At 53.9% G+C, this 21,778-nt stretch carries 21 protein-coding genes and 1 tRNA gene; 13 read left to right on the top strand and 9 right to left on the bottom strand.

What is annotated here, in order from left to right; all coding sequences use genetic code 11:
* Nucleotides 1-55 precede the first annotated feature (55 nt).
* Nucleotides 56-853, top strand: a complete 798-nt coding sequence (locus RT644_RS22490) for an endonuclease/exonuclease/phosphatase family protein (RefSeq protein ID WP_045513363.1) — start codon at nucleotides 56-58, stop codon at nucleotides 851-853.
* A gap of 125 nt (nucleotides 854-978) precedes the next feature.
* On the opposite strand, the gene mltD is transcribed toward RT644_RS22490, so the two are convergent.
* Both mltD and gloB read right to left on the bottom strand, forming a co-directional pair.
* Nucleotides 979-2,349: a murein transglycosylase D gene (gene mltD / locus RT644_RS22485; protein WP_045513344.1), complete on the bottom strand. Its 1,371-nt coding sequence runs from the start codon at nucleotides 2,347-2,349 to the stop codon at nucleotides 979-981.
* 74 nt (nucleotides 2,350-2,423) lie between these two features.
* On the bottom strand, nucleotides 2,424-3,179 hold the full coding sequence (gene gloB / locus RT644_RS22480; RefSeq protein WP_313628185.1) for a hydroxyacylglutathione hydrolase: 756 nt from the start codon (nucleotides 3,177-3,179) through the stop codon (nucleotides 2,424-2,426).
* A 33-nt stretch (nucleotides 3,180-3,212) separates the two neighbouring features.
* On the opposite strand from gloB, the gene RT644_RS22475 reads away from it, so the two are divergent.
* Nucleotides 3,213-3,920: a class I SAM-dependent methyltransferase gene (locus RT644_RS22475; protein ID WP_044489570.1), complete on the top strand. Its 708-nt coding sequence runs from the start codon at nucleotides 3,213-3,215 to the stop codon at nucleotides 3,918-3,920.
* Here the strand turns inward: RT644_RS22475 and rnhA are convergent.
* Nucleotides 3,917-4,483 carry a ribonuclease HI gene (gene rnhA, locus RT644_RS22470; protein ID WP_161796289.1) on the bottom strand — a complete coding sequence of 189 codons (567 nt, stop codon included), beginning with the start codon at nucleotides 4,481-4,483 and terminating at the stop codon, nucleotides 3,917-3,919. The genes RT644_RS22475 and rnhA overlap by 4 nt on opposite strands.
* On the opposite strand from rnhA, the gene dnaQ reads away from it, so the two are divergent.
* On the top strand, nucleotides 4,437-5,168 hold the full coding sequence (gene dnaQ, locus RT644_RS22465; protein WP_313628182.1) for a DNA polymerase III subunit epsilon: 732 nt from the start codon (nucleotides 4,437-4,439) through the stop codon (nucleotides 5,166-5,168). The two genes, rnhA and dnaQ, sit on opposite strands and share 47 nt — an antisense overlap.
* A gap of 135 nt (nucleotides 5,169-5,303) precedes the next feature.
* Nucleotides 5,304-5,380, top strand: a tRNA-Asp gene (locus RT644_RS22460).
* 46 nt (nucleotides 5,381-5,426) lie between these two features.
* Here RT644_RS22460 and RT644_RS22455 read toward each other — a convergent pair.
* Nucleotides 5,427-6,899, bottom strand: coding sequence for an NCS1 family nucleobase:cation symporter-1 (locus RT644_RS22455; RefSeq protein ID WP_020456643.1), 1,473 nt, complete (start codon nucleotides 6,897-6,899; stop codon nucleotides 5,427-5,429).
* A 146-nt stretch (nucleotides 6,900-7,045) separates the two neighbouring features.
* On the opposite strand from RT644_RS22455, the gene RT644_RS22450 reads away from it, so the two are divergent.
* From RT644_RS22450 to puuE, 3 genes are read left to right on the top strand one after another with little or no spacing between them, the layout of a single operon-like run.
* Nucleotides 7,046-7,762, top strand: coding sequence for a GntR family transcriptional regulator (locus RT644_RS22450; RefSeq protein WP_313628180.1), 717 nt, complete (start codon nucleotides 7,046-7,048; stop codon nucleotides 7,760-7,762).
* Nucleotides 7,762-8,499 carry an aspartate/glutamate racemase family protein gene (locus RT644_RS22445; RefSeq protein WP_313628178.1) on the top strand — a complete coding sequence of 246 codons (738 nt, stop codon included), beginning with the start codon at nucleotides 7,762-7,764 and terminating at the stop codon, nucleotides 8,497-8,499. Before RT644_RS22450 ends, RT644_RS22445 begins: the two co-directional genes overlap by 1 nt.
* Before the next feature lie 29 nt (nucleotides 8,500-8,528).
* Nucleotides 8,529-9,470, top strand: a complete 942-nt coding sequence (gene puuE, locus RT644_RS22440) for an allantoinase PuuE (protein ID WP_269231637.1) — start codon at nucleotides 8,529-8,531, stop codon at nucleotides 9,468-9,470.
* A 48-nt stretch (nucleotides 9,471-9,518) separates the two neighbouring features.
* Here puuE and xni read toward each other — a convergent pair whose 3' ends face one another.
* The 5 genes from xni to queF all read right to left on the bottom strand — a co-directional run bounded on the left by xni (nucleotide 9,519) and on the right by queF (nucleotide 15,876).
* Complete coding sequence (gene xni / locus RT644_RS22435) at nucleotides 9,519-10,307, bottom strand: flap endonuclease Xni (protein ID WP_313628175.1); 789 nt, start codon at nucleotides 10,305-10,307, stop codon at nucleotides 9,519-9,521.
* A 73-nt stretch (nucleotides 10,308-10,380) separates the two neighbouring features.
* Entirely contained in the window at nucleotides 10,381-11,748 is a 1,368-nt protein-coding gene (locus RT644_RS22430; protein ID WP_020456648.1) for an L-serine ammonia-lyase, read from the bottom strand.
* A 58-nt stretch (nucleotides 11,749-11,806) separates the two neighbouring features.
* The gene (locus tag RT644_RS22425; RefSeq protein ID WP_020456649.1) at nucleotides 11,807-13,096 is read right to left on the bottom strand and encodes an HAAAP family serine/threonine permease; all 1,290 of its coding nucleotides are present in this window, start codon (nucleotides 13,094-13,096) and stop codon (nucleotides 11,807-11,809) included.
* Nucleotides 13,097-13,548: 452 nt separating this feature from the next.
* Nucleotides 13,549-14,913, bottom strand: a complete 1,365-nt coding sequence (ppnN, locus tag RT644_RS22420) for a nucleotide 5'-monophosphate nucleosidase PpnN (RefSeq protein ID WP_017458733.1) — start codon at nucleotides 14,911-14,913, stop codon at nucleotides 13,549-13,551.
* A 117-nt stretch (nucleotides 14,914-15,030) separates the two neighbouring features.
* The gene (gene queF / locus RT644_RS22415; RefSeq protein WP_160271144.1) at nucleotides 15,031-15,876 is read right to left on the bottom strand and encodes an NADPH-dependent 7-cyano-7-deazaguanine reductase QueF; all 846 of its coding nucleotides are present in this window, start codon (nucleotides 15,874-15,876) and stop codon (nucleotides 15,031-15,033) included.
* A gap of 69 nt (nucleotides 15,877-15,945) precedes the next feature.
* Here queF and syd point away from each other — a divergent pair, with 69 nt between their 5' ends.
* The 6 genes from syd (at nucleotide 15,946) to RT644_RS22385 (ending at nucleotide 21,777) form a co-directional block, all read left to right on the top strand.
* Entirely contained in the window at nucleotides 15,946-16,491 is a 546-nt protein-coding gene (gene syd, locus RT644_RS22410; protein WP_020456651.1) for a SecY-interacting protein, read from the top strand.
* 631 nt (nucleotides 16,492-17,122) lie between these two features.
* A complete protein-coding gene (locus RT644_RS22405; protein ID WP_045513360.1) occupies nucleotides 17,123-17,452 on the top strand; it encodes a YqcC family protein in 330 nt (109 codons plus the stop codon).
* On the top strand, nucleotides 17,452-18,246 hold the full coding sequence (truC, locus tag RT644_RS22400) for a tRNA pseudouridine(65) synthase TruC (RefSeq protein WP_097406373.1): 795 nt from the start codon (nucleotides 17,452-17,454) through the stop codon (nucleotides 18,244-18,246). The genes RT644_RS22405 and truC overlap by 1 nt, the downstream gene beginning before the upstream one ends.
* Before the next feature lie 6 nt (nucleotides 18,247-18,252).
* Nucleotides 18,253-18,702, top strand: coding sequence for a flavodoxin (locus tag RT644_RS22395; protein ID WP_020456654.1), 450 nt, complete (start codon nucleotides 18,253-18,255; stop codon nucleotides 18,700-18,702).
* Between the two features lie 379 nt (nucleotides 18,703-19,081).
* Nucleotides 19,082-20,437, top strand: a complete 1,356-nt coding sequence (locus RT644_RS22390; RefSeq protein ID WP_020456655.1) for an MFS transporter — start codon at nucleotides 19,082-19,084, stop codon at nucleotides 20,435-20,437.
* Nucleotides 20,437-21,777 (top strand): enolase C-terminal domain-like protein, encoded by a 1,341-nt coding sequence (locus RT644_RS22385; RefSeq protein WP_313628197.1) that lies wholly within the window; start codon nucleotides 20,437-20,439, stop codon nucleotides 21,775-21,777. Before RT644_RS22390 ends, RT644_RS22385 begins: the two co-directional genes overlap by 1 nt.
* Nucleotide 21,778: the final 1 nt, after the last annotated feature.

Raw genomic sequence — 21,778 nt, 5'->3', positions numbered from 1 at the left:
ACTGAATGACCACCCGGTAACCGGGTGTGGAAATCAATGAGGTTTGAAGCCGAAAGTGCCAAAAAATACCTATGCCATGCGATATGTTGCCGGACAGCCAGCGGAGCGAATTTTACCGCCGGGGTCTTTCGCGAGCATCGGCAAAGCGTTGCCTGCAGGTGTGCCTTTAAGCAGCGACGAAAAAATCCGTGTGCTGGTATGGAATATCTTTAAGCAGCAGCGCGCCGAATGGTTATCGGTGCTGCAGAGTTTTGGCAAAGACGCGCATCTCGTGCTGTTACAGGAAGCGCAAACCACACCGGAACTCGTCAGGTTTGCGACCACTAACTATCTTGCTGCCGATCAGGTTCCCGCGTTTGTGCTGCCGCAACATCCCTCTGGCGTCATGACGCTTTCGTCCGCTCACCCGGTCTATTGCTGCCCATTACGTGAGCGGGAACCGATTTTACGGCTGGCGAAATCAGCGTTGGTCACCGTGTACCCGCTGCCTGATTTACGTAACCTGATGGTAGTGAATGTCCATGCGGTGAATTTCAGTCTGGGCGTGGATGTCTACAGCAAGCAGTTGTTGCCGATTGGCGATCAGATTATGCGCCACGCCGGACCTGTGATTATGGCAGGGGATTTCAACGCCTGGAGCCGGCCGAGGATGAATGCGCTCTATCGCTTTACGCGTGATATGTCGTTGCGACAGGTTCGTTTTACCGATGACAATCGCCGCCGCGCCTTTGGTCGTCCGCTGGATTTTGTTTTCTATCGTGGTTTGAATGTGCAGGAAGCGTCAGTGCTGGTCACGCGCGCATCGGATCACAACCCGCTGCTGGTGGAATTTACCCCAGGTAAACCGGCTTGAGGGGTGACAAGCAGGCAATAACTGGCTTAAAGCTGAAAGCTTTCCGGAACGCCCAGCCTGGCTGGGGGCCTTCTATGGACAAAAAAAAGCACCGTGGGGAAACGGTGCTTTTTTATCGGTTTGTATCAGGAATCCGGTGTGGCGCTGTTCTTAACAAACAGGGTCAGCTGATCGCCTGGCTGCAGATTATCGGTATCGTTATTCCAGCGCATCACATCCTGGATGTTCACGCCGTGACGTTTCGCAATACTCGATAACGAATCACCTTTGCGTACGCGATAAGTAATACTATCGCTGTTGCTGGCGAGACGCTGCGCGCTGCTACCTGCGCCTACCGTCAGACTCTGGCCCACTTTCAGGTTCGAACCGCGCAGGTTATTCCACTGCTGGATATCCTTTGCGCTAACGCCGAGACGCGCCGCGATGGCGGAAAGCGTATCGCCTGAGCGAACCTTGTAGCTCCGGCCTGTCAGCGGGGTGTTATCCGCCAGCTGGGTTGGCTGTACGGCGGCGATTTCGCCTGATGCCAGCGATTCACGCAGTTGATCGGCGTGTTTCTTCGGCACCATCACGTACTGCGGACCCGCTGAACCTAACGTCGAACCTTTAACGCCAGCGTTAAACGTTTTCAGTTTGTTCACCGAAATCCCGGCCATTTCCGCCAACTGATCGACCTCAACCGGGCTGCTCAGTCTGACTCGCGCCAGCGCACGGCTTTCGTCTGGTGTTGGCAGACTCACGCCATAGCGCTTACTGTTTTTGAGAATATCGCTCAAAGCCAGCATTTTAGGCACGTAAATCTTGGTTTCCTGCGGCAATGAAAGCGACCAGAAATCGGTGGGTTTACCCCGCGATTTATTGGCTTTCATCGCTTTCAACACGCGACCTTCACCGCTGTTATAAGCAGCGACTGTCAGTAACCAGTCGCCGTCAAACATGCGGTTAAGACGCTGCATCATGTCAAGCGCGGCCGTGGTAGAGGCCACAATGTCACGACGCGCATCGTAGCTGCGAGTCTGCTTTAAACCATAATTTCGCCCGGTGCTCGGTATGATCTGCCAAATGCCTGCGGCATTGGCGCCAGACGTCGCGTGTGGGTCAAAAGCGCTCTCCACTATGGGTAGTAGTACCAGTTCCATGGGCATGTTACGTTTTTTAACTTGCCCTGCTATCCAGTACATATACGGCTCTGCCCGTAAAGTTACATCGTGGAGATAGCTCTTATTGCTTAAATACTTGAGTTTTTGTTCGCGAATCCGGGTATTTTCCGGAATTCCCATCTTTAGCTCGTCGCTAATGGAGGTCCACAAGTCACTGTTATTCTGGGCGGCGAATGTTCCATCGTCCATCCACCGCGCCTGACTAGTAAACTTCCCTGCTTCCCCTTGACCAGCTGCAGAAAGGCTCTGTGCATGCTGTTGTACCGTACCGTCATGGTTAGACGCCTGGCACCCAGCAAGCAAGACAGAGGCGAATAAGATCGCTTTTGCCTTCATGTGTGTGTCAATAGTAGTTGCTTAAAAGACGAGCGATAATAACGGCGTCGTCTTTAAAAGGCAACCCGGAAATATCAGAAGTTATCTTTCTTTGACCTTAACCATGCGAAACGCTCCTCTGGGTGTTGCAACTTTGTTTCTTGGTTAATTACATCAATTAAATCAGTGTCTTCCGTGCGTAAAAATAAATTAATTTGTCGTTCATTTTTCAGAATTACGGGGAGTGTTTTTTGATTTTTCGCACGTAACTCATTAACTTTTCGATAATATTCGTTAAGTGCAGGATCCTTCGGTAAGATGCTGATCGCAAACTTCATATTCCCTAAAGTATATTCGTGTGCACAGCAAATCACCGTATCATCCGGAAGCGCATTAATCTTACAAAAGGATTGATACATCTGGCTTGCCGTCCCTTCAAATAATCTCCCACAGCCACCCGAAAAGAGTGTGTCGCCGCAAAATAGATAAGGAGAACTGAAGAAACAGATATGTCCTAAAGTGTGACCTGGCGTGGCAAAGACGGAAAAATCATGTCCTAAAACGGAGATAACGTCCCCCTCTTTAACGATCTGTGTGGTTCCTTTATCTTGCGTTTCCTCCGGCCCATAAACCACCACATCAGGGAAATGTTGACGCAACGCTTTCACACCGCCAACATGGTCGTTGTGATGATGAGTAAGCAAGATAGCTTCCGGTTGCCACTGGTTTTCTTCTAATGCGCGTAATACCGGTGCGGCTTCGCCTGGATCGACAATCAGGCAGCGGCCATCATCATTGTTCAGCACCCAGATGTAGTTATCCTGGAATGCCGGAATACTGTTAAGATTCATAAATTACCTCTCAAAGCGTAGCGGAAGGTTGTGATGAAACCGGCAAGGACTCCTAAGACATTGGTCGCACCGGCAAGCTGGGGCGATTTACCTAAAGGCGCGTATTACCGCGAAGCGCTGGAAGGAGAACTTAAGCCGTGGTTTGCAAAAATGTATGGATTTCATTTGCTTAAGATCGGCAATCTGAGCGCGGAAATCAATGCCGAAAGCTGCGCTATTTCCCACCAGGTCAATGTTTCCCTTAGCGGCGAACCAGCGCAGGTCAGAGCCGATCCGCTGCATTTACCGTTCGCAGAGAAATCGGTGGATGCCTGCTTGCTGGCACATACGCTTCCCTGGTGTACCGATCCGCATCGGCTATTGCAGGAAGTAGATCGCGTGTTAATTGACGACGGCTGGCTGGTAATGAGCGGTTTCAACCCGATTAGCCTGCTTGGGCTTTGCAAAGCGGTTCCTTTTGCGCGCCGATCACCCGCGGTAAAAAGCCGGATGTTCACCCTGATGCGCCAGTTTGACTGGCTGTCGTTGCTCAATTTCGAGGTGTTACATTATAGCCGCTTTCGCGTCCTGCCCTGGACGAAACAGGGCGGGAAACTGCTTAGCACGCATTTACCGGCTTTGGGTTGTATGCAGCTTATTGTTGCGCGCAAACGCACCATTCCGCTTACGCTAAACCCCATGAAGTCGAGCCTCAGCAAACCCCGGGTTCGCCAGCCCGTGGGGGCGACCCGCCAGTCTTAACTCTCGGGCTGATAGCCCACATCTTCCTGCGTTGGGTTCATCGCGGCGGCGCGCGCCAGTTCATCGCAACGTTCGTTTTCCGGGTGACCTGCGTGGCCTTTAACCCATTCCCAGCGGATTTGATGTTGGCTCAACGCCGCATCGAGTCGCTTCCAGAGATCGACATTCTTGACCGGTTTTTTTTCCGCTGTTTTCCAGCCACGCTTTTTCCAGTTATGGATCCACTGCGTGATCCCCTGGCGCACATACTGGCTATCGGTACTGAGCACCACTTCGCAATGCTCTTTTAACGCTTCCAGTGCGACAATAGCCGCCATCAGTTCCATCCGGTTATTGGTGGTGAGACGGTAGCCTTCGCTAAACAATCTTTCATGCTGACGATAGCGTAAAATCGCCCCGTAACCGCCCGGACCCGGGTTGCCAAGACAAGATCCGTCGGTGAAAATTTCTACCTGTTTAAGCATCTCTGGTAGACTTCCTGTGTTTAAAACGACAAGTCTGACATAAATGGCCGCTATGAGCACAGCAATTACACGACAGATCGTCCTCGATACCGAAACCACCGGTATGAACCAGATTGGCGCCCACTATGAAGGGCACAAGATTATTGAGATCGGTGCGGTGGAGGTGATCAACCGCCGCCTGACCGGTAACAACTTCCATATTTATCTCAAGCCTGACCGGCTGGTGGATCCGGAAGCGTTTGGCGTTCACGGTATCGCCGACGAATTCCTGCTCGATAAACCGACCTTTGCCGACATCGCCGATGAGTTTATTGAGTATATCCGCGGTGCGGAGCTGGTCATTCACAACGCGTCGTTTGATATCGGCTTTATGGACTACGAGTTCAGCAAGCTGAACCGCGATATTCCAAAAACCGAAACGTTTTGCAAAATTACCGACAGCCTGGCGCTGGCGCGTAAAATGTTCCCCGGCAAGCGTAACAGCCTTGATGCGCTCTGCGCGCGTTACGAAATAGACAACAGCAAACGTACGCTGCACGGCGCATTACTCGACTCCCAAATCCTTGCTGATGTCTATCTGATGATGACCGGCGGCCAGACATCGATGAAATTTGCGATGGAAGGCGAAGGGCAAACGCAAACAGGCGATGCGGGGATCCAGCGTGTTGTTCGTCAGGCAAACCGCTTGCGCGTGGTTTTAGCCAGTGATGAGGAGCTGATGGCCCATGAATCACGGCTCGATTTAGTGCAGAAGAAGGGCGGAAGCTGCCTGTGGCGCGGGTAAAACCGTTTTGTTAACGCAGGATAATCGCCGCACGGGTGATTTTTGCAGCAAACAATTCAAAACGATGGAAAAAGCGTTGACGACACCAGGTGCAATCCGTAATATGCGCCTCGTTCCCTAACAGGAACACAACGCGGAGCGGTAGTTCAGTCGGTTAGAATACCTGCCTGTCACGCAGGGGGTCGCGGGTTCGAGTCCCGTCCGTTCCGCCACTATTCAGAAGGCCTGAATCAGCAATGATTCAGGCCTTCGTCGTTTCTACTCCTTTGCCGCCACGCGCTGAGCGGTAAATGTGCTGCTCACACCTTCGCGTTCGTTACGCGCCAGAAAGCGGTAGCATCCCGCCCCGAGGAACGCGCCAATAAACCAGCTAAAGTTGGCCACTTCATGCAGTGCCGGAATAAAGCTAATAATCAGCCCAACCGCCACTGATGGCGCCAGCGCAGCAATCGCTTTCGGGTTAAAGCCGTTTTTGTACCAGTAACGCCCGTTTGGCGAGTCGGTAAACAGATCGTCGACAAACACATTTCCGCGTTTAATCAGATAAAAATCGGTCAGTAAAATACCGAACAACGGGCCAATAAACGCGCCGAGCACATCCAGCGTGTAGTGGATCAACTCCGGAGACTGGAACAAATTCCACGGCGTCAGCAGTACCGAGCCGACCGCCGCGATCATCCCGCCGGTACGAAAACTGATTTTTTGCGGGGAACAGTTAGAAAAATCGAAGGCCGGGGAGACGAAGTTCGCCACAATATTGATGCCGATGGTGGCGGTGATCATCGTCAGCAGGCCAATTGCCATCGCCAGGCTGCTACCAACATGGCTCACTGTTTCGATAGGATCGGTGATCATCTTGCCAAACAGCGATTGGGTCCCGGAAACAATCACCACTGTGACAATGGAAAACAGCAGGAAGTTAAACGGCAGTCCCCAGCGGTTGCCGCGGCGGATCTCCTGCATGCTTTTACCGTAGCGGGAAAAATCGCCAAAATTGAGCAGCGGGCCGGAGAAGTAAGAAACCACTAACGCCGTTGCGGTGATCATCTGCCAGGTTTGCTCACCGGCCGTCAGTTGTTTGCTGGCGAGGGTAAAAGAGATGCCATCGAAACCCGTTTGCCAGAGGATCCATCCCGCCAGCGCCATCATCACCACGTATACCGCCGGACCGGCGATATCGATAAAGCGTTTAATCGCACTCATCCCGTGCCAGAACACCAGCGCTTGCAGCACCCACATAATACCGAAACAGAGCCAGCCCAAATGTGACAGGCCAAGGAAATGACCGTTGGTCAGGGGAGTAAGGGCGGGCCAAAACTTCAGGATCACCAGCATCAACGCGTTGGCGGCCAGATAGGTCTGAATGCCGTACCACGCAAACGCAATCAACCCGCGGATCACCGCCGGGATATTCGCGCCGAACACGCCAAATGCCTGACGGCAGATCACCGCATATGGCACACCGGCCATTTGGCTCGGTTTCGCCACCAGGTTTGCGCACAGCTGCACAATACAGATCCCCAACAGCAGGCAAAGTAGCACCTGCCAGCTGGCAAGCCCTAAGGCGAAGAAGCTGGCGGCGACCACATAGCCGCCCATGCTATGCACATCGGACATCCAGAAAGAGAAAATATTGTACCAGCTCCAGGTCTGATGGCGGGTCGGCGCTAAATCTTCATTGGTCAGGCGCGGGCTGTAGCGGGCATCGTAATTTGGTTCAAGGTTTGGCATGGATTCTGCTCCTCTGAATACAGATAGTGACGTGTTGTCTGCTATCCCTCATTGCATTAACCAGGCCAGGTTTTAATTTTTTGTATACAAAATAAATTAACGGTGTATACAAAAATAGATGAATTGAGTAACAAAGGAATTGCGCTATGAACCAGCAAATAGGGCTGCGAACCCCTGCAGATCTGGAAGATAAAGAGCATGTCATTTGGCAATCGTTAATGACCGCCATCGTTGAACATCAATTGCCACCGGGAAGTAAACTGCCGGAAGAGGCGCTGGCGGAAGTTTTTGGCGTCAGCCGTACCGGGATTCGCAAAGTCTTAACCCGCCTTGCGACGGTGCAAATGATCACCATGACGCCCAGACGTGGTGCATTTGTCGCCAACCCCGGCGTTGAAGAGTCAAAAGCTATCTTTACTACCCGTAAAATGATCGAATGCGCCAACCTGCCGCTGGTGCTGGAACATCTTCAGCCGCCACACCTTGCCGGGCTGGAAAACATCATCGCGCAGGAAGAAGAGGCGCATCAAAACCATGATGGCGCGGCGGCTATCCGCCACTCTGCGGCTTTCCATATCCAGCTGCAGGCCATTTCCGGTAATGCGGTGGTGACTGACATTATTACCACGCTGGCGCAGCGTTCGTCGCTGGTGATAGCCGCCTGGGGCACGCCCTGGCAGCGCGGTTGCCGCTGTGACGATCATGACCAACTGGTTACGCTGCTGCGTAAAAAGGATCTGCCGGGGCTCAGTGATGCGATGGCCCACCATTTTGATCACATTGTTTCCAGCCTGCGCTTTGAGCGCAGCGGCGAGACAGTGCCGGACTTCGCCCGCCTGTTTGGTGCGCCAGGAGAACACTGATGAGCCAGTTTTGTATACAAGTTATCAATCCCAATACCAGCCCGGAAATGACCGCCACCATCGCCAGCGCGGCGCGCAGCGTGGCGTCGCCTGGCACCACCATTCTCGCCAGTTGCCCCTCGCAGGGAGTGGAATCAATCGAAGGACATTTTGATGAAGCTATTGCGGCGATTGGCGTGCTGGAGCAAATCAAACAGGGTAAAACCCAGGGCGCACAGGGACACGTGATTGCCTGTTTTGGCGACCCCGGATTACTGGCGGCGCGCGAGCTGGCGCGCGGGCCGGTTATCGGTATTGCTGAAGCGGCTATGCACGTGGCAACGCTTGTGGCGACGCGGTTCTCGATTGTTACCACGCTGCCACGCACGGTGATTATCGCCCGTCATTTATTGCGCCAGTATGGCTTCGAACATCACTGCGCCGCGCTGCATGCTATCGATTTACCGGTACTGGCGCTGGAAGATGGCACGGGTCTTGCTCAGCAAAAGGTACGCGAACGTTGTATACAAGCTAAACGGGAAGATCATAGCGGTGCCATAGTGCTGGGCTGCGGCGGCATGGCGAACCTTGCCAGCGAGTTGACGCAAGAGCTTGGCATGCCAGTGATCGACGGCGTTACGGCCGCGGTGAAGATGGTGGAATCCCTTCTCGCGCTGGGGCTTGGCACCAGCAAATACGGCGATCTCGCGTATCCCAATAAAAAGCCGCTTTCAGGATGTTTCGAACAGCTTTGCTGAAAGCGGCCCCGTAAAGAGGTCGAATCAGCATGCAATCAGCAACGGACAAACCTTTCTGGCATTTCACCGCCAACTACCCCCGAGATATGGCGGGTTATGCGGGAAAACCGCCGCATGCCCGCTGGCCGGGCGGCGCGCGCATTGCCGTCCAGTTTGTCCTTAATTTTGAAGAGGGCGGCGAGAACCATGTGCTGCATGGTGACGCGGGTTCAGAGCAATTTTTGTCAGATATTATTGGCGCTGCCAGCTATCCCGCGCGGCATATGTCGATGGACTCGCTGTATGAGTATGGATCGCGAGCAGGGTTCTGGCGTATTCATCAGGCTTTTCAGCAACGTGGTCTGCCGCTCACGGTTTTTGGCGTGGCAATGGCGCTGGCGCGTAACCCGGAAATCGTCGAGGCGATCAAAGCGGCAGACTACGACGTGGTAAGCCACGGCTGGCGCTGGATCCATTATCAGGATCTTGATATTCAAACCGAACGCCAGCACATGCAGCAGGCGATTGAGATCCTGCAAACGCTGTTTGGCAAAAAGCCGCTTGGCTGGTACACCGGGCGCGACAGCCCAAACACCCGTAAGCTGGTGGTCGAGCAGGGCGATTTTCTCTACGACAGCGACTATTACGGCGATGATTTACCCTTCTGGACCACGGTGGAAGGGAAGCCGCATTTGATTGTGCCGTATACGCTTGATGCCAACGATATGCGCTTTGCCACGGCTCAGGGTTTTAACACCGCTGAACAGTTTTATACCTATCTGAAAGACAGTTTTGATGTGCTGTACGAAGAAGGGGCGTATGCGCCAAAGATGATGTCGATTGGCATGCACTGCCGCCTGCTCGGGCGGCCCGGGCGCTTTCGCGCACTGCAGCGTTTTCTTGATTACGTGCAAAGCCACAGCGATGTCTGGATCTGCCGTCGCCAGGATATCGCCGAACATTGGCTAAAGCACCATCCTTATAAGGGCTGAAATAAGGACTGAAGCAAAGCGAATAGCCCGCCACCGAGCGGGCTTTACTTAGCGTGTCAGCCGCAGCTGTTGTAAATTGCCGTCCAGTTGCAGATCCGTTTGCAGTCGCGCCACATCGCGACAGGTAAAGGCCATTGCTTTATGCGCTTCCAGTTTTTGCCGCCACTTTTCCGGCACGTCCGCAAGATTCTCGTACAATACTTCCAGCGTCGGGAAGGTGTTTAACAGTTGGGTGGCGCTTTTCGGGCCAATACCGGCAACGCCTGGCACTTTAGAACTGCTGATCCCCGCCAGCCCCCAGTAATCCGGCAATTGTTGCGGCGTGACACCATATTCCTGCGCGATAAAGGGCGCATCCAGCCAGCGTTTCTGAAAATAGTCGCGGATACGAATGGTTGGGGAAAGCAACTGGCAATAGCCTTTATCCGTGGAAACAATTGTCGCCTGCTGCCCGGCCTGCGCCATTTTTACCGCCAGCGTCGCGGCGAGATCGTCCGCTTCGTTACCCGGCGTGGCCCAGCAACGAATGCCGCGCTGTTCAAAAGCGCTGCGCAAAGCGGGCATCTCGGCATGCAGCGTCTCCGGCATGGGCGGTCGCCCGGCTTTATAGTCGGGTAATAACTGGTGACGCCAGCCCTGGCTGCGAGCCTCATCATCAAATACCGCCACAGCGTGCGTCGGCTGGCTGTGAACAACGAGCTGTTCCAGCGCGAGCAGGCAGGTGTCTACACAGGGCGATCCCTGTACCGCGTGGATCCGGCGGATAAGATTAAGCGCGTCGACAATTAACAGATGAGCCACAGATACCCTCCTTGAAATCGTGCCTAAGGGTAACATCGCGTGCGGCGTGAGGCTATGAAGCGGGGGATAATCAGGAAGATGCCTCGCAAAACGAGGCATCTGGCAGGGCTTAATCGCAGGTCACGATCTTCATCGCCAGCCCACCGCGTGAGGTTTCGCGGTACTTGGCGTTCATATCTTTCCCGGTTTCGTACATGGTTTCGATGACTTTATCCAGGCAGACGCGCGGCTCGCTGGTACGGCGCAGCGCCATACGTGCGGCGTTTACTGCTTTTACTGACGCAATGGCGTTGCGCTCGATGCACGGAACCTGTACCTGGCCTGCGACCGGATCGCAAGTCAGACCGAGGTTGTGTTCCATACCGATTTCCGCCGCGATGCAGACCTGCGCCGGGCTTGCGCCGAGCAGTTCCGCCAGGCCTGCGGCGGCCATCGAACAGGCAACACCCACTTCGCCCTGGCAGCCTACTTCCGCGCCGGAGATGGAGGCGTTCATTTTATAGAGCGAGCCAATCGCGCTGGCGACCAGCAGATAGCGAGCCAGTGAATTCGCGTTTACCTGACGAATAAACTTGTCGTAATAAGCCAGTACTGCCGGCACAATGCCACACGCGCCATTGGTTGGCGCAGTCACCACGCGACCACCGGCGGCGTTCTCTTCGTTAACCGCCAGCGCAAACATGTTGATCCAGTCGACGACCTGCATCGGATCTTTACTGGTGTTATCACTGCTGACCAGCATACGGCGCAGCGCCGCGGCGCGGCGCGGCACGCGTAATTTGCCCGGCAACACGCCTTCGGTGGTAATTCCGCGCTCAATACCGCCCTGCATCACTTCCCAGACGCGCGCGAGGTGCTGTTCCAGCTCCTCTTTGCTGTGCAGCGCCAGTTCGTTCTTCATCATCAGACCAGAGAGTGAAAGCCCGGTTTCCTGACAGTGACGTTGCAGATCCGCCGCATTTTTGTACGGATAAGGTACGGCGACAGGCGCGTTGTTGGTCTGGCCAAAATGTTCTTCGTCGACAATAAAACCGCCGCCGATGGAGTAATAGGTCTGGCTATAGAGAACCCTGTCGCCCGCGAGCGCGGTAATACGCATGCCGTTCTCATGCAGCGAGAGATTATCGGCATGGAAGTTCATGCATTGATCGACCGGAAACTCGACTTCGTGCTCGCCGTTAGCCAGCAGCAGGCGGCCGTGCGTGTTTACGTCCTGAATAAATCCTGGAATAGCATCGATATCAACGCTATCCGGCAGGTTACCCGCCAGACCCATAATGATAGCGATATCGGTATGGTGCCCTTTACCGGTCAGAGAGAGGGAACCGTAAACGTCTACCACTACACGGGTCACGTCGTGCAGCATGCGGCGAGCAATCAGATCATCAGTGAATTGTTTACCGGCTTTCATTGGGCCAACGGTATGCGAGCTGGAAGGGCCAATGCCGATTTTAAAAATATCGAATACGCTGATCATGACGCATTATCCATTGCAATGAGAGTCGCGCCGCCCGTGGAGAGCGGCGCGAAAGAGATTAGCTGAACAGAGAGTAGAAGATCGCGGAGATAGCGATAAGACCCATGATAACAATGAAGATGTTGCTGATTTTACCGCTGTATTTACGCATTGCCGGTACTTTGGCGATGGCGTACATCGGCATCAGGAACAGGATCATCGCGATAATCGGGCCGCCCAGAGTTTCAATCATTCCGAGGATGCTCGGGTTCCAGGTTGCTACAGCCCAGGTGGTCAGCAGCATAAACAGCGCGGTAATGCGGTTCAGCTTGTTGATTTCGATGCTTTTACCTTTGCCACGCAGGGACTTGATCACCATACCGTTGAAACCTTCACGCGCACCCAGATAGTGGCCGAGGAAAGATTTGGTGATGGCGATCATCGCAATGATCGGTGCCATCCAGGCGATGATCGGTGCATTAAAGTGGTTTGCCAGGTAAGAAAGAATCGAGATGTTCTGCTGTTTCGCCGATGCCAGGTCAGCCGGAGAAAGGCTCAGTACGCAGCTGAACACGAAGAACATTACCGTCAACACCATCATGATGTGTGCGAACGCCAGAATACGTGAACATTTGCTCTCTGCTTCGTTGCCGTACTCTTCACGTTTTGCTACCGCAAACGAGGAGATGATCGGCGAGTGGTTAAAGGAGAACACCATCACCGGAATAGCCAGCCACAAGGTCATCCACAGGCCGTTACCGGTCGCGGAAGTGCTGTTCAAAGACAGCGTGTCGAGTGCTGCGCCGTTCCACTGCGGGATCAGGTAAACCGCCAGCAACATCAGGGCGATAACAAACGGGAACACCAGAATACTCATCGCTTTTACAATCATCTGCTCGCCAAAACGCACGATGGTCATCATGCCGACAATCAGGATCAGCGACAGAATGGCGCGCGGCGGCGGCGTCATACCCAACTGGTGGGTCATAAAGCTGTCAACGGTGTTGGTGATCGCCACGCTGTAGACCAGCAGGATCGGGTAGATAGCGAAGAAGTAGAGCAGGGTAATCAGTTTACCCGCGCCGATACCGAAGTGCTCTTCAACCACCTCAGTGATGTCTTCACCCGGGTTTTTACCCGACAGCACAAAGCGAGTCAGACCGCGGTGTGCGAAGTAAGTCATTGGGAAAGCGAGGATGGCCATGATGATCAGCGGAATTAAACCGCCAACGCCGGCGTTAATTGGCAGGAACAGTACACCAGCGCCGATGGCAGTACCGTACAGGCCCAGCATCCACATGGTATCCGTTTTGCGCCATGAACTTCGTGTAGCCGATGTGGCCAGCGTACTGGTTTGAGTGGTTTCCATTTATAAATCTCCTGGGAAAAGCAAAATGCTGGCATGACGGGCGAATAAAATGCCTGACAGGCTGGCGGTAATATTAAATTCGGTCAATCACGGTTTTTTTATAATTTCTTTCCGCAATTATTTGCGGCGGAAAGATACATTTATGTTATGACTCTATCAGTGATCGGGATCGCAATTGCAATAAATCACTTTTTATGTGGATATATTTAGACCATCTCTCTGCTTAATGATCGAGAGATGAAATTTATGGGCGCGAAGGCTATCACCAGCAAGATTTGCGATCAAACGCACACCGCTGAAAGACGATAAATGCCCTGTAAAAAACCGCTATCGCAGTGATTTATCGGCGTTTGAGGAGCGCTGTAACATATGAATATGCTGGTGATAGGAGTGCGAGTTATACAGGGAAAAAATCCGAGGTATAAGGGCGACTTATGCGTCGCCCTGGAAGATCAGGCGCAGATTTCGTAGCAAGGAATGTACGCGCTGCCTGGCAGTTTCATACGATGCTGGGCGACAAAGCCCTGTAGCAGGTCATCCATACGGCGCATCATGTCGCTATCGCCATGAATTTTATACGGGCCGAACTCCTCAATCGCCCGAATGCCGTGCTCTTTCACGTTACCCGCCACGATGCCTGAGAACGCCCGGCGCAGATCCGCCGCTAACGTTTCCACCGGCTGATCCGGATAAAGTTTCAGGTTAGCCATATTTTCGTGCGTCGGTTCAAACGGCACCTGCAGATCCGGCGCGATACGGATAGACCAGTTGAAACTATAGGCATCCCCGGTTTCACGACGGTTCTCTTTCACGCGCGGCATCGCTTTTTTCATCTGCCGCGCCACTTCAGCCGCATCATTAATGATGATGGTGTAGTGTTGTCGCGCGGCTTCGCCCAGCGTGTTAACGATAAATTCGTCCAGCACACGGAAATAGTCCGCACTCTCTTTTGGCCCGGTCAGGATCAGCGGTAGTACCTGGTTTTTGTTGGCCGGGTTCATCAAAATCCCCAGCAGATACAACAACTCTTCCGCCGTGCCTACGCCACCCGGGAAGATGATGATGCCGTGCGCGATACGGACAAACGCTTCCAGACGTTTTTCAATATCCGGCATGATGATCAGTTCGTTGACCAGCGGGTTTGGCGGTTCAGCGGCAATGATCGACGGTTCGGTCATGCCAATAAAACGGCCCTCTTTATAACGTTGCTGCGCGTGACCGACGGCGGCACCTTTCATGGGCGCTTCCATCGCGCCTGGGCCACAGCCCGTACAGATGTTCAGCTCACGCAGGCCAAGCTGGGTTCCCACGCGGCGCGCGTAGAGGTACTCGGTTTCGTTAATCGAGTGGCCGCCCCAGCAGACCACCATGCTCGGCGCTTCGCCGACATGCAGCGCGCGGGCGTTACGCAAAATGGAAAACACCAGGTTGGTGATATGAATGGAGCTTTCCAGATTTAAATGCTGAACGCGTCCGGCGTTATGTATCTGTCCATTAACGAAGAGAATGTCGCGCAGAACAGCAAACAGGTTGGCCTGCAGCGAGCGGATAATGCGCCCGTCGACAAAGGCCTCTTCCGGTGGGTTGATCAACTCCAGCTTTACGCCGCGTTCACGGCGTAACACGTTGATATCAAAACTTTCGTTACGGGAGAGCAGCTCTTTGCTGCTGTCGGTCTGGCTCCCTGAGTTCAGTACAGCGAGCGAGCAGTTGCGAAACAGTTGATACAGGTCACTGCTGGCCGTGCGTTTAAGCATATCGACTTCCAGCTGCGACAGCATATCCATTGAGCCAAGCGGGCTAATATGTGTAATCAAGTGAACTCCTTACGGGACGAAAATTTTATCTTTCCCGTGATTACAATAGCCCTGGCTTATGACGTTTAACAACCTGTCGCGTGGGATCTTCCACGCAGAGCGATAAAAAGTTGTGATTTACTGGCGTACTAACCGACCGGTTGCAGGGACAAAATCGGTATTGGTGCGCCACGGATTGATATCCAGCCCGCCGCGTCGGGTATAGCGCGCGTACACGCTCAGGCTTTCAGGCTGGCAGAAACGCAGAATATCCGAGAAGATGCGCTCGACACATTGTTCATGAAATTCATTGTGATGACGGAAAGAGACCAGGTAGCGCAGCAATTTTTCACGGTCGATTTGCGCGCCGCGATACTGGATTTGCACTGAGCCCCAATCTGGCTGGTGGGTGATCAGGCAGTTCGATTTTAATAAATGGCTGACCAGCGTCTCTTCCACAACCTTTCCGCTGGCGGCATCGGTTAACAGCGCGGCGTCAAATTCGTAATTTGCGATCTCAATATCCTGGTCGTCGATACAGACCCCAGGGAAATGCGCAATCGGCTGCCCTTCCAGCTCATCAATGCGATAAAGCACCACGTTCACGGCGCCTTGCGCGCAGGCGCTTAAATCACGTTGCAACGTGTCGTGTACCTCTTGCCAGCTGGCAAAACGTGTCTGGTTAAAACTGTTGAGATAGAGCTTGAAGCTTTTCGATTCCACCAAATTGACGCTGGCGTGATCCAGCTCAACGTGGCCAACCGCCACCTGCGGCAAACCCTTCGCATTGAGCCAGGAGAGCTCATACAACGTCCAGATATCCGCGCCGCGAAAAGGCAAGCTGTCGGCTTTTAAGCCTAACGGATCGCGGTTTAACGAACGGGGAACGCCTTGCAGCAAGCTGGCGTCATAGGTGTCGCGGTAATCGGTGGTTTTGCCAAGCGTCAGGCCAGCCAGCGCCTGATGGTTATCATAAGAGGACATGTTTCATCGCCATTTTGCAGGTAAACTATGACGCAGAGTTTATCCTGGCTTATGTGAAGAGAGAAATCGGTGGAAAAAGAGACGGCGCATGCCCTGAAAGCCTTTACGGAACGTTACTGTAATGCGTGGCACACACAGCGAGACAGCTGGCCGCAAAGCGAAGCGCTTTACGGTATTCCCTCGCCGTGCATTATTTCTTCCACCGACAAATACGTTATCTGGCAGCCAAAACCGTTCGTACCAGAACGAAATGTAAACCCAATTGAACAGGCCATGGAAATTGTGGTACAAACGCCGCTCCATACCTTTTACACCACACAATTTGCCGGTGATATGACCGCGCGTTTTGGCGAACTGACGCTGACGCTGCTGCAAACGTGGAGTGAGGATGACTTCGTGCGTATGCAGGAAAATCTGATTGGTCACCTGGTTACGCAAAAAAGACTGAAGTTATCGCCTACACTTTTTATTGCTACGCTCGACAGCGAACTGGATGTGATTTCGCTGTGTAACCTGAGCGGCGAAGTGGTGAAAGAGACGCTGGGTACGCGTCAGCGCACCGTTCTCGCCCCAAGCCTCGCGGCATTCCTCGACCAGCTCGAACCCGTTGTGTAATCCTCAATACTACTCATCTTGTGAGAGATCTCTTACACGACCTGTAAGAGATCGCCAGGTCTTTTTCCATAATTCTGATGCGCCTTCTCATTCATAATTAATATAAATCATGAGGTTAATCTAAAACCCTTTTCCTGTTGTGGTTTCATTCAAAGCTGAATTTGTGTTAAGTCTTCTTGTAAGACGTCACGGAATCGGTGATTCTATCTGTGTCGACACGGAGTCTGACAACGAAGCGTACATCAGGATGATGTTGTTTCGAGGACTCACCAGGACGGTGCTGCAAGGAAAGGCTTCAGGACGAAGCAAAGGGACATCGCTGGAATGCGTTAACGGACACCTCCAGGACGGAGAATGAGAGCCGGTAAGGATACCCGGCAGATCAGGAAGATCCAGGACACGCTTTACGGATGAGGCCAAGTCACATCGGGGTGGTGTGAGCAAGATGCGCTGTTTAAGGATGAACGGGTCAGGAGACCGCAGGAAAAGTTTTCATGGATGAGCAGGGAGCATACGAGTAGCGGGACTGCTGCGAAACGAACCGGGAGCACTGTTTTTACAGTGCTCCCTTTTTTTATTTGTTCCGCTCTTTGGTATGCTGCGCGCCAGTCTGATTATTCCGGGGGTTTATATGACTCAACATCAACGTGTGCGTGAGCAACTTCATCTTCTCGAAGCGCAACTGCGCGAACAGAATCTTTGGCAAACCAACGCGCCAGCGGCAAGCGCCTTTGAAAGCACGCAGCCTTTTTGCATGGATACCCTTGAGCCATTCGAATGGCTGCAATGGGTGCTTATTCCGCGTATGCACGCTCTGCTGGATAGTCAACAGCCTTTGCCGCAGGCATTCGCCATCGCGCCATACTATGAAATTGCCCTTGAGGCGACCCATCCGTCCCGTGAAGTGATGCTGGTGCATTTACAGCAGCTCGATGCGCTGTTCAGCGACGAAAACGCCTGATGCTGGAGATTATTTACCAGGATGAGTGGCTGGTGGCGGTGAATAAACCTTCCGGCTGGCTGGTTCACCGTAGCTGGTTAGATCGCGATGAAAAAGTGGTGGTCATGCAAACGGTGCGTGACCAAATCGGCCAGCACGTTTTTACTGCCCATCGCCTCGACAGGCCCACTTCCGGCGTGTTGTTAATGGGCTTATCCAGCGAGGCCGGTCGCCGCTTAGCACAGCAATTTGAGCAACATCAGATGCAAAAACGCTATCACGCCATTGTGCGTGGCTGGCTAATGGAAGAGGCGTTGCTGGATTATCCGCTGGCCGAAGAGCTGGATAAAGTGGCCGACAAGTTCGCCCGTGCCGATAAAGAGGCGCAGCCAGCCGTAACGTACTATCGCGGGCTGGCTACGTGCGAAATGCCAGTGGCGACGAGCAAATTTCCCACCACGCGCTATGGTCTGGTTGAACTGGAACCGAAAACGGGCCGCAAGCACCAATTGCGTCGCCATCTGGCGCATTTGCGCCATCCGATTATTGGCGACAGTAAACACGGCGATTTGCGGCAAAATCGTAGCGCGGCGGAACACTTTGGCTGCAACCGCTTGATGCTGCATGCCAGCCAGTTAACGCTCACTCACCCTTTTACCGGCGAGCCGTTAACGATCCGCGCCGGGCTGGATGAAACCTGGATGGGCGCGCTGTCGCACTTTGGCTGGCGCGGGCTTCTCCCTGAAAATGAAAGGGTTGAGTTCTTGCCAGTGAGCCGCCAGGATGAGGGCAATCTGGAATCACGCAAGGAGTGATGAGCTATGGCGAAGGTCGGAATTTTTGTTGGCACCATGTACGGCAATTCGCTGCTGGTGGCGGAAGAAGCGCAGGAGATCTTACAGGCGCAGGGCCACAAGGCGACGGTATTTGAAGATCCCGAAGCCAGCGACTGGGAAAACAACAAAGGCAATTACGCGCTGATAGTGACCTCCACGACCGGTCAGGGCGATTTGCCGGAAAGTATTGCGCCGCTGTTCCATTATCTGCGCGATACCGTGGGGTATCAGCCTGATCTGCACTATGGCGTGATTGCCCTGGGCGATAGCACATACGCCCATTTCTGCGGCGGGGGTAAGCAGTTTGATGCCCTGCTGCAAGAGCAAGGTGCACAGCGTATCGGCGAGATGTTGCTGATTGACGCCAGCGAAGACCCGGAACCTGAAACCGTCTCTAATCCGTGGGTTGAGCACTGGGCGACCCTGCTGAAATAAGCTGTCTTCCTCTCCGTACGCGGGGAGGAAACCTCTCTTTTTGCCGCGTCAAGCGACGCATTTCACACTCTTTAACGCTGCCTCTCTTTTGACCACCTTCGGTCTGCTCCATTTTCATTTCCGTGAAGTACTCCCCATCCGCCTGGGCTAATGCCTTAAAGGGCATAGCCGCGCCCGGCGAATGTTGTGTTGTTGCACGGTGAGAGTTGAAAAGGCGCTCCATATACTTTTTCTCGCCAGTAAAAAAAACGCGGCCCGCCGGGTGTGGCAAACCCGGCAGGAGCAGCAAAAACACAATGACATCATCCTGTCTTCCCCTACAGGTTGCGCCGTACAGGATGAATGGACAAAAGAACATTTATGCTTCGGGAGTACAACCATGAGTACATTTAGCCAGGCGGCGAGCGGCGCTGAAAAGCGTACCAACGCCCGCTACTGGATAGTGGTGATGCTGTTTATCGTCACATCCTTCAACTATGGCGATCGCGCCACGTTGTCGATTGCCGGTTCAGAGATGTCCAAAGCGATAGGCCTGGATCCGGTCGGTATGGGTTATGTTTTCTCCGCGTTTTCCTGGGCTTATGTGATTGGCCAGATACCGGGCGGCTGGTTGCTTGACCGCTTCGGATCAAAACGCGTCTATTTCTGGTCTATCTTCACCTGGTCGCTGTTTACCTTGCTGCAAGGTTTCGTCGATATCTTTAGCGGCTTCGGCATCATCGTTGCGCTCTTCACCCTGCGCTTTATGGTCGGTCTGGCCGAATCTCCTTCCTTCCCGGGCAACAGCCGCATCGTTGCAGCCTGGTTCCCGGCGCAGGAGAGGGGCACGGCGGTGGCGATTTTTAACTCCGCGCAATACTTCGCGACGGTGATCTTCGCGCCGATCATGGGCTGGCTGACGCACGCCGTGGGCTGGTCACATGTGTTCTTCTTTATGGGCGGTCTTGGCATTTTCATCAGCTTCCTGTGGCAGAAAATGATCCACGAGCCGAACCAGCATCCGGGCGTAAACAAAAAAGAGCTGGAGTACATTGCTGAAGGTGGCGCACTGATCAATATGGATCAGGCGAAAAGCGCGCACCATGTTCCATTCTCAGAAAAATGGGGACAGATCAAACAGCTGCTGGGTTCCCGCATGATGATCGGCGTCTATCTGGGCCAGTACTGTATTAACGCCCTGACCTATTTCTTTATCACCTGGTTCCCGGTTTATCTGGTGCAGGCACGCGGCATGTCGATTTTGAAAGCAGGTTTTGTTGCTTCAATCCCGGCGATCTGCGGCTTTGTGGGGGGCGTACTGGGCGGGATTATTTCCGACTGGTTAATGCGCCGTTACGGCTCGCTGAACGTGGCGCGTAAGACGCCAATTGTATTGGGAATGCTGCTCTCCATGAGCATGGTGTTCTGTAACTACACCAACTCCGAAACGCTGATTATTGCTTTCATGGCGCTGGCTTTCTTCGGTAAAGGTATCGGTGCGCTGGGCTGGGCGGTGATGGCAGATACCGCGCCGAAAGAGATCAGCGGCCTGAGCGGCGGTCTGTTCAACATGTTCGGCAATATCTCCGGCATCGTGACGCCGATTGCCATTGGCTACATCGTCGGCACGACCGGCTCGTTTAACGGCGCGCTGATTTATGTCGGTATCCATGCGCTGGTGGCGGTACTGAGTTACCTGGTTCTGGTGGGGGATATCAAGCGTATCGTGCTGAAACCTGTGACAGGACGTGAATGATGAACACACAAGCAAGTCCCATTATCACCGACATGAAGGTCATTCCGGTGGCCGGGCATGACAGCATGCTGATGAACATCGGTGGCGCGCATAACGCTTACTTCACCCGCAACATCGTGGTGCTCACCGACAACGCCGGCAACACTGGCGTCGGTGAAGCGCCGGGCGGCGACGTGATCTACAAAACATTGGTTGACGCCACGCCGATGGTGGTGGGGCAGGAAGTGGCGCGATTGAATAAAGTGGTGCAGCGCGTACACAAAGGCAACCAGGCGGCGGATTTCGACACTTTCGGAAAAGGTGCCTGGACGTTTGAGCTGCGCGTGAATGCGGTGGCGGCACTGGAAGCCGCTCTGCTGGATCTGTTAGGCAAAGCGCTGAATGTCCCGGTGTGCGAACTGCTTGGCCCCGGTAAACAGCGCGATGCGGTAACGGTGCTCGGTTATCTGTTTTATGTCGGCGATCGTACCAAAACCGATCTGCCATACCTGGCCGCGACGCCTGGCAGCCATGAGTGGTATCACCTGCGTCATCAGGAAGCGATGAACAGCGATGCGGTCGTGCGCCTGGCAGAAGCGTCGCAGGATCGCTACGGCTTTAAAGATTTCAAACTCAAGGGCGGCGTACTGCCGGGCGAAAAAGAGATCGACACCGTGCGGGCGCTGAAAAAACGCTTCCCGGAGGCACGCATCACGGTTGATCCCAACGGCGCCTGGCTGCTCGACGAAGCTATCAGCCTGTGCAAAGGCCTTAATGATGTGTTGACCTACGCGGAAGATCCGTGCGGCGCGGAACAGGGCTTTTCCGGGCGTGAAGTGATGGCGGAGTTCCGCCGCACCACCGGCTTGCCGGTAGCGACCAATATGATTGCCACCAACTGGCGTGAAATGGGCCATGCGGTGATGTTAAACGCGGTGGATATCCCGCTGGCGGATCCGCACTTCTGGACGCTTTCCGGCGCGGTACGCGTGGCGCAACTGTGCGACGACTGGGGATTAACCTGGGGCTGCCACTCCAACAACCATTTCGATATCTCGCTGGCGATGTTCACCCACGTTGGCGCGGCAGCACCGGGAACGCCGACCGCCATCGACACGCACTGGATCTGGCAGGAGGGAGACGCACGCCTGACCAAACAGCCGCTGGAGATCCGCCAGGGGAAAATCGCCGTACCCGATGCGCCAGGCCTTGGTGTAGAGATCGACTGGACGCAAATCGAAAAAGCGCACGCGGCATACAAAACGCTGCCCGGCGGCGCGCGCAATGACGCAGGCCCGATGCAGTACCTCATCCCAGGCTGGACGTTTGACAAAAAACGCCCCGTTTTTGGACGTCATTGAT

It is taken from the genome of Kosakonia sp. (genome assembly GCF_032104925.1).
In the GTDB taxonomy this organism is placed as follows: domain Bacteria; phylum Pseudomonadota; class Gammaproteobacteria; order Enterobacterales; family Enterobacteriaceae; genus Kosakonia.
The sequence above is the reverse complement of the archived record's forward strand: the minus strand, read 5'-3'. Positions and strand labels throughout refer to the sequence as shown.